This window comes from Mesorhizobium sp. P3_A9, from assembly GCF_056402975.1.
In genome coordinates this window covers 1-5,724 of sequence record NZ_JBFUGJ010000363.1, presented here as the reverse complement: position 1 = coordinate 5,724, position 5,724 = coordinate 1, and the positions used below count along the sequence as shown (strand labels likewise).

The window sequence follows — 5,724 nt, the reverse complement described above, 5'->3', positions numbered from 1 at the left end:
GCCCCCAGCTCACCTGCTCGTAGGAGAGCATGTTGTAGACGGCCACCGGCAGCGTGCGCGTCTCCCGGCTGGCGAGCACCACGCCGAAGACGAAATTGTTCCACGAGAAGATGACCGAGAGGATGAAGGCGACGACGATGCCCGGCTTGGCGATGGGCAAGGCAACCAGGCGGAACACCTGCCAGGAACTGGCGCCGTCGATATTGGCTGCCTCTTCCAGTTCCATCGGCGTGGTCTCGAAATAGCCGATCATCACCCAGACCACGATCGGCACCGTCACCACCAGATGGATGATGATCTGCGGCCACAGCGTGCCGAGAATGCCGACCCATTGGAACAGCAGGAACAGCGGGATGAGATAAGAAAGCCCCGGCGTCATGCGGGCGATCATGATCACAACCGCCGAGCGTTCGGCCTTGAGCCGGGCGATGCCATAGCCGGCCGGCACGCCAATCAGCAGCGCCAGCAGCGTCGCCGTGCCGGTGACCAGGACCGAATTCCAGAGATAGAGCAGGAAATTGTTCTCCTCGAACACCTTCACATAGTTCGACCAGGCAAGATGTTCGGGGATCAAGATCGGCGGATAGGCGCCGTTGTCGATCTCGAATTTCAGCGACAGCGAGATCATCCAGAGGAAGAACAGGATCGCCGGCGAGACGAAGACCAGGGCCGCGAAAATCAGCCCGATCTGGTTGAGCAGCCGTGAACTCATTTATTTGCCCTCCACACCGATCCACTGGGAGCGCTGGCGCAACATCAACAGGATGAAGGACAGGGCGACGATGACGATGAAGAACACCACGGCCATGGCCGAGCCATAGCCGATGTCGTAGTAGGAAAAGGCGGTGTTGTAGAGATAGATGTTGATGGTTTCCGAGGCCGTGCCGGGTCCGCCCTGGGTCATGGCGTAGATGATGTCGAAGCTCTTCAGCGCGTCGATGGTGCGGATGATCACCGCGACAATCAGGAACGGCGCGATCATCGGCAAGGTGAGATAGCGGAATTGCTGCCAGGCATTGGCGCCATCGATCTCGGCGCTCTCGAACGGCTCGCGCGGCACCGACGCCAGCCCGCCCAGCACGATCAGCATCACCAGCGGTGTCCATTGCCAGGTCTCGACCGCAACCAGCGACGGGATGACCGTGTTGGCGTTGAAGATCCATTCCTGCGCCGGGATGCCGACCAGCGACAGGAGGTAGTTGAGGACGCCGAGCTGGGGATGGAACATCATCGTCCAGACCAGCGCCACGGCGACCGGCGTTGCCATCATCGGCATCACGAAGACGCCACGAAGCAGGCCGCGCAGCGGGAATTTGGCGTCGAAGATCAGCGCGGCAATGGTGCCAAGCACCATCGGCGCCGCAACCGACAGGAAGGTGTAGGTCAGCGTGTGCCAGAGAGATTCCCAGAACCGCAGATCGCCCGCCAGCCGCAGATAGTTCTCCATGCCGGCAAAGCTTCGCGACTGGCCGAGCGTCCAGCGGTTGACGCTCATCCACAGCGTAAAGGCCCAGGGGAAGACGATCACGGCGCCGACGACGACGAGCGCCGGAACGACGAAAGGCCAGTAGTTGGGAGCCAGCCGGATCGCCTGGCTCCCTTCGATGGCTTGCGTCGTCACCCCGGCGCGTTCTGGGGTGGTGGCGGACATCAGCCTTGCTCGCTCCTGTCGAGGACGGGCTGGAACTGTTCGGTGGCCTTCCTCAGTTCTTCGGCCGGATCGGCGCCGGCGATTAGATTGGTCAGCGCCACGCCGTAGATGTCGCGGAACTCGGTGACCGGGATGATGACCGGCAGCGACAGCCGGCTGACATTGCCGGAGCCGACCACCGCGTCGAGCCAGCTGGCCGGCATGGTGACGCCTTCACGCACCTTGGGGTCTTCCAGCACCGACTTGCGGAACGGCACGCCGGCGCCGGCCTGCAGCAGGCGTGCGCCCATGGCGGGCGAGATTGCCCACTGGCAGAACAGATAGGCAGCCTCCTTCTTCTCACTGGCGGCGGTGACGCCGATGCCGTCGCCAAAGGTCCCAGCCGCGTGTGCCTTGGGGCCCTTGGGCATGACGCCGTAGCCGACCTTGCCGACCACCCGTGACTTTTCGGGATTTTCCATCGGTGGCGCAAAGCCGACGCCGTCGAACCACATGCCGATCTTGCCTTGCAGGAAGGCGGACTGCGCTTCGGCCCAATTGAAGCCGGTGACGCCTGGAGGTGCGGACTTGGTCATCAGCCTTTGGTAGAGAGCGGCGGCCTCGATCGCTTCGGGTGACGTCGTGCGCAGCTTGCCCTTGTCGTCGAGCGGCGTCATGTCGTAGCCGAGCATGATCGACGTCCACACCGGGGTGTTGGCGTTCTTGAGGCCGCGGGCGACGAAGCCGTAGGTGTTGGTCGACGGGTCGGTCAGCGCTTCGGCGGCGGCCACCAGCTGCTCGAGCGTTTCGGGATATTTGAGGCCCTTGGCCGCGAACAGCTCCGTGTTCCAGTAGACGATCCAGTAGTCGACCGAGAACGGCAGCGAGCGCAGCACGCCCTGTCCATCCTTGGCGAACAGCATGCCGGCATCGGCGAAATCGCTCTCGACCAGCCCTGGATCGGTAAGTGTGGGGTCGGTGATATAGCTGGAGATGTCGGCCAGCCAGCTACCCTTTTCGAACTGCCGCTTCTGGACATGGTAGCTCAGATGCACGACGTCGAAACTCGGCTTGCCGGAGCTCAGCTCGATCACCGTCTTCTGGCGCTGCTGCTGTTCGGGCGTCGCCTCGGCATTGACCTTGATCCCGGTCAGCTCCTCGAATTCGGCGAGATACTTTATGAGCGTGTCGCTGCGCGGGCTTTTGATCAGATTGACGTCGAGCGTCGTGCCGGCAAAGCGCTTCCAGTCGACGGCGGCGGCAAAGCCTGGGCGGATACCGGCGATACCGGCGGCGGCAAGTGCCGCGGTTCCTTGCAGCAGTTGCCTCCTGGTTGGGTTGAACAGATTGGACGACATTTCTTCCTCCCGATTGCTGTCGTAATCGATTGCGTCGCGACCGCGGCGCGGCTCATGCTTCCTCAAATTTGCAGCGCCAGCCGGCGCGCCTTGTCGATATGCAGGCTGATCGCCTCGACTGCCTTTTGCGGGTCGCGGCTCTCCATGGCTTCGATGACGGCGAGATGCTCGCGCATGACCGGCACGACGCGCCCGTCGATGCGGAAGCGCTCCTGATGGATCAGCCGGATCTTCACCGAGTTGACCAGATAGGCCTTGGCGATGATCTCGTTGCCCAGCGCATCGATGAAGGTGTCGTGCATCGCCCAGTCGATGTTCTGCGCCCTGGCTTCCATCTCCGCCGTTGGCGTCTGCGACAGGGCTTGCGCCAGCATCTCCTCGTGTTCGTGCCGCAGCCGCGCCAGTTCGTCATCGGAAGCGCTGGCGGTGAACAGCGCCACCGCTTCGCGCTCCATGAACAGGCGAAACTGAAAAGCCTCGCGGATCAGGCTGATGTCGATATGAGCAATCTGCATGCCGCGCTGTGGGATTGTCGTCAGAAGCCCTTCGGCCTCGAGACGCGGCACGATTTCGCGAATGGCGCCGAGCGGCAGGCCGGTGAAGGCAACCAGCTCGCGCTGCGATACGAACTGGCCCGGCCGCAGGTCGCGGGCCAGCAAATGCCGCGTGAAGCTGGCATAGGCCTTTTCCCTGAGGGTCGCCGGTTCGCTGTTATCGTCCATTTCATCGCGCTTCCTTGCCGGTCAGGCCGGCTCCGTCGCAAACAATTTGTCGTAGGCCGCGGCAAGCTGTTGCTGCCCCTGCAAAGCGATTGGCTCCAGCGGTGGGCGAACCGCCAGCCAGCGGTCGTCGCCGGTCTTGCGCGCCACCATGACCTTCACCGCCGGCGTGACCGGATATCTCAGCAATTCGAGCACGAAATTCTCGACGCGGGCATCGTCACGCCCGTCCTCGGCCATGGCGCGGATTTCTCCGGTAACGAAATTGGCCATGCCGGAGATCGCGCCTTGAGCCCCCATCCGCACCGCTCGTGCCAGGTGCCGCTCGTCACCGATCAGGATCACCAGATCGCCATGGGCGCCAAGCAGGGCCTCGCTGTAGCTCCAGTTTCCGCCGGAATCCTTGACGCCAGCAACGACATCCGGAAATGCGGTGCGCAACCGGCCGATCAGGTCGAGCGAGAGCTGAACCATGGTGACCGAGGGGATGTTGTAGAGCAGCACGTTACGGGCGAGGGGACCAAGCGCGGCAAAGACCGCCGAAAACCAGCCGAAAAGACCGTCCTCGCCGACATTCTTGAAGTAGCTCGGTGGCGCAAGGAGAATGTTGCGGGCGCCGCGCTGCAGTGCATGCCGGGCCTGTTCGGCGGCGTCTTCGGCGGCATCGACCAGCACGCCGGCAACGAATTGATGCGGCAGAATTCCGGCCGCCAGCATGGCATCGGTCACCGACCGTCGTTCCGCGGTGCCGACCGACGCGCCTTCACCAGTGGTGCCGAAAAGCGTGACGCTGCCGCAACCTTCGGTCAGACAACGCCTGGCCTGGGCGATCATGGGGGCAATGGCGATCTGCCCCGAAGCATCAAAAGGTGTGGCGAGGGCGGCCGAAAGGCCAAAGCGTGATGTCACCGGGACGTCTCCGAAAAGAAGCTTGCAAGCAGTGATAACTCACTAACATGTTAGTTGTAAACTGGGCTGTTGCATTTTTTAAGACTATTGGGTTGTGCTCGCTATCGCGCTGGCGCGGAGGTGCAAAGCACTTGTGGTCGGCAAGGGTGCTTCTCTGGCTGGCGGTTATGGTGCTGCGAGCTCCGCCTTTGTTTTATGCACGTCGTCCTCCCAAAACCGAGGCCACTTTTGGAACATGCATTAGGCTTCCGCGATCACACCATAGGCTAACGCGATTGCGCAGTTCATAGTGACCTTACAAGCGGTCGATTCCGTCAGGGATGTAGCCACTCTAAAGCCCGTCGCAGGTCGCTCCTGCGGCGGGCTTTTCATTGATCAGGGAGTGTTTTCGGGCCGCGGCGTACGGCATTGTTGACCGTCCGCGCTCCGTAACTCCTTGCGACTATATTAGAGAAGGCGCATGCTTGTCGTAGGCAGTCTCAAAGTCTCGGCGGCGGAGCCAAACAGTGTGCAGCAACTGCGACGGTGAAGGGGTTGGCCGGAGGGATTTCCTCAAAGTCGGCGCGGGACTCGTTGCGTTCGGTCTTGGTGGAGCGTCATGGCCGGCGCGCGCGGACGAGAGCGCGGCGCCGCAGACCCTCGATGAATCACTCGCTGCGCTGAAATCAGGCAATGAACGCTATATCAGCCACCCGGAACTTTGCTCGATCGACCTTGCCGCGCAACGGAATGCTGTCGCCGCACACCAGGCGCCCTGGGCCACGATCATCAGTTGCGCCGACAGTCGCGTTCCGCCGGAGCTGATCTTCGGCGGCCACGGTGTTGGAGAACTGTTCGTCGCCCGGAATGCCGGCAACCTCGTCGACACCGCGACGCTCGGCACGGTCGAATACGGCGCGGCGGTGCTCGGCTCACCCTTGATTGTCGTTCTGGCGCACACAAGTTGCGGAGCCGTCAAGGCTGCGTGCGACGTGGTCACCAAGAACGCGACCTATCCCGGCGCGATTGGCCCGATGATCGAGCCGATCCTGCCTGCGGCGATAGCAGTTCGCAGCCAAGCGGGCGATTTCGTCGACAACACCGCCAAGGAGAGCGCGCGGAGGACGGC

At 62.6% G+C, this 5,724-nt stretch carries 6 protein-coding genes; 1 reads left to right on the top strand and 5 read right to left on the bottom strand.

All coding sequences use genetic code 11. The annotated features are described in order from the left end of the window. The 5 genes from AC1DX0_RS29890 to AC1DX0_RS29870 all read right to left on the bottom strand — a co-directional run. The coding region (locus tag AC1DX0_RS29890; RefSeq protein WP_477358031.1) for a carbohydrate ABC transporter permease at window positions 1-712 on the bottom strand (712 nt) is incomplete at its 3' end. Then, window positions 713-1,651, bottom strand: coding sequence for a carbohydrate ABC transporter permease (locus AC1DX0_RS29885; protein WP_477220420.1), 939 nt, complete (start codon window positions 1,649-1,651; stop codon window positions 713-715). Beyond that, window positions 1,651-2,988 carry an ABC transporter substrate-binding protein gene (locus AC1DX0_RS29880; RefSeq protein ID WP_477220421.1) on the bottom strand — a complete coding sequence of 446 codons (1,338 nt, stop codon included), beginning with the start codon at window positions 2,986-2,988 and terminating at the stop codon, window positions 1,651-1,653. Before AC1DX0_RS29880 ends, AC1DX0_RS29885 begins: the two co-directional genes overlap by 1 nt. A gap of 62 nt (window positions 2,989-3,050) precedes the next feature. Further along, complete coding sequence (locus AC1DX0_RS29875; RefSeq protein ID WP_477220422.1) at window positions 3,051-3,710, bottom strand: GntR family transcriptional regulator; 660 nt, start codon at window positions 3,708-3,710, stop codon at window positions 3,051-3,053. Between the two features lie 21 nt (window positions 3,711-3,731). Continuing rightward, on the bottom strand, window positions 3,732-4,616 hold the full coding sequence (locus AC1DX0_RS29870; RefSeq protein WP_477220423.1) for a dihydrodipicolinate synthase family protein: 885 nt from the start codon (window positions 4,614-4,616) through the stop codon (window positions 3,732-3,734). 506 nt (window positions 4,617-5,122) lie between these two features. Here AC1DX0_RS29870 and AC1DX0_RS29865 point away from each other — a divergent pair. Further along, window positions 5,123-5,724, top strand: a 602-nt coding sequence (locus AC1DX0_RS29865) for a carbonic anhydrase (protein ID WP_477358029.1), incomplete at its 3' end; no start/stop codon positions are given.